This window comes from Pseudoalteromonas sp. 2CM28B, assembly GCF_023161935.1.
Genome location: NZ_JALNTH010000091.1, coordinates 1 through 1937 on the forward strand (window position 1 = coordinate 1; position 1937 = coordinate 1937).

At 38.8% G+C, this 1937-nt stretch carries 2 protein-coding genes; one reads left to right on the plus strand and one right to left on the minus strand.

What is annotated here, in order from left to right:
- A partial coding sequence (locus MTN96_RS36715; RefSeq protein ID WP_248534824.1) for a cation diffusion facilitator family transporter occupies window positions 1-750 on the plus strand: 750 nt, incomplete at its 5' end.
- 71 nt (window positions 751-821) lie between these two features.
- Here the strand turns inward: MTN96_RS36715 and MTN96_RS36720 are convergent.
- A partial coding sequence (locus MTN96_RS36720; protein WP_248534826.1) for an efflux RND transporter permease subunit occupies window positions 822-1937 on the minus strand: 1116 nt, incomplete at its 5' end.

Sequence of the window (1937 nt, forward strand, 5' to 3'; positions counted from 1 at the left end):
GTTCACGATCTTGGTGATAGTCTTTCAATAGGTTTTGCGTGGATTTTAAGTCGTTTTTCAGATAAAGAAGCATCAGATAAGTTTAGTTATGGTTATCGTAGACTTACACTCTTTGGCGCATTGATAAACAGTATTGTTTTAATCATTGGCTCAATTTGGATTTTATTTGAAGCAATTCCAAGGCTGTCCAATCCTGAAATGCCTGTAGTCGAGGGGATGTTAGGGCTAGCGATACTCGGCGTTGCCGTTAACGGATATGCTGTATTAAAATTAAAAGCTGGAGAAACCTTAAATGAAAAAGTACTTACATGGCACTTGCTTGAAGACGTACTTGGCTGGGTTGCTGTGCTTATTGTATCTATTGTGCTGTTATTTGTAGATTTGCCCATTTTAGATCCGTTACTATCTATTGGCTTCACATTGTTTATCTTGTTCAATGTTTTTAAAAATCTGAAATCAACAATTGTCTTGTTTCTTCAGGCCGCGCCAGATGAAGAAACTCAAGAAAGTATAAAACAGTCGCTAACTAACCTTCCAGAAGTTAATGGCGTACATCATCTGCATTTTTGGTCGTTAGATGGCGAAAGTCACGTATTAACTGCTCACATAGAATTAGTCGAAAAAACTGACGTTGATGAATTAATTAAACTTAAGGAACAAGTGGCTAAGAGACTTTCTGCCTATCGCTTGTCTCATACAACCATTGAATTTGAGTTTCCTAAAGAAACTTGCCGAGATGATGCGAATTAAACTTTAAAAATTAAAATAAAAAGATTAAATATAAAAGCAGCTTAAACATAAATTAAGCTGCTTTTTTGTTTTTAAATTTCGTCAGATTGCTGTTTACTACTCTCAGCGCCATGCGCCCATTGATATAAAATAGGCAATACAAACAAAGTTAAAATTGTAGAAGATACAATACCGCCGATAACAACTGTTGCTAGTGGTCGTTGCACTTCTGCACCAATTCCAGTGTTTAACGCCATTGGAATAAAACCTAAACTTGCGACCAGTGCCGTCATTAAAATAGGTCTTAAACGAATGATGGCACCTTCAATGATCGCTACGTAAAGGTCGCCTTTTTCATGCCAAAGATCTCGAATAAAAGCCAACATAACCAAGCCATTTAATACGGCAACACCTGACAATGCAATGAAGCCGACACCTGCCGAAATAGATAAAGGCATGTCTCTTAAATAAAGAGAAATTACGCCCCCAGTTAATGCTAACGGTACACCACTGAAAATGATCAATGCATCTTTTAATGAACCAAATGCAATAACCAAAATACCTAAGATAACAATTAGTGTGATCGGCACAACTAAGCTTAATCTTTTACTCGCTGACTCTAGCTGTTCAAAGGTTCCGCCATAATCAAGCCAGTATCCTGCTGGAATTTCTCCTTCCTGATTAATTTTAGCTTTCACTTCTTTGACAAAACCGCCTAAATCTCTACCACGAACATTGACGGTAACCACAACTCTTCTTTTACCTCTCTCACGGCTAATTTGAGCAGGTAAAGACTCAGATTTAAGCTCTGCAACTTCTTCAAGTGGCACATAGTTACCATTCTCAAGTGGAAGCGGCAGATGCTTCAAGCTATCGATATCCGTTCTTATTTGCTCCGGTAGACGAACAACTAACTCAAATCGTCTGTCTCCTTCATAAATGATCCCCGCAGATTCACCGCCAATTGCAGTAGCAACCCAGTCTTGCAGTTCGGTAACGCTCAAACCATACCTACCAAGCGCTTCTCGTTTAGGAATTACTGATAAAGATGGAACACCTGTGACCTGTTCCATTCGGGCATCAGCAGCACCGTCCACGGTTTTCACTATATTTAGAATATCTTTTGCGGTGAGTAATAACCGATCCAAATCATCACCAAATATTTTGATGCCGACATCAGCTCTAACGCCAGAAATCAATTCATTGAA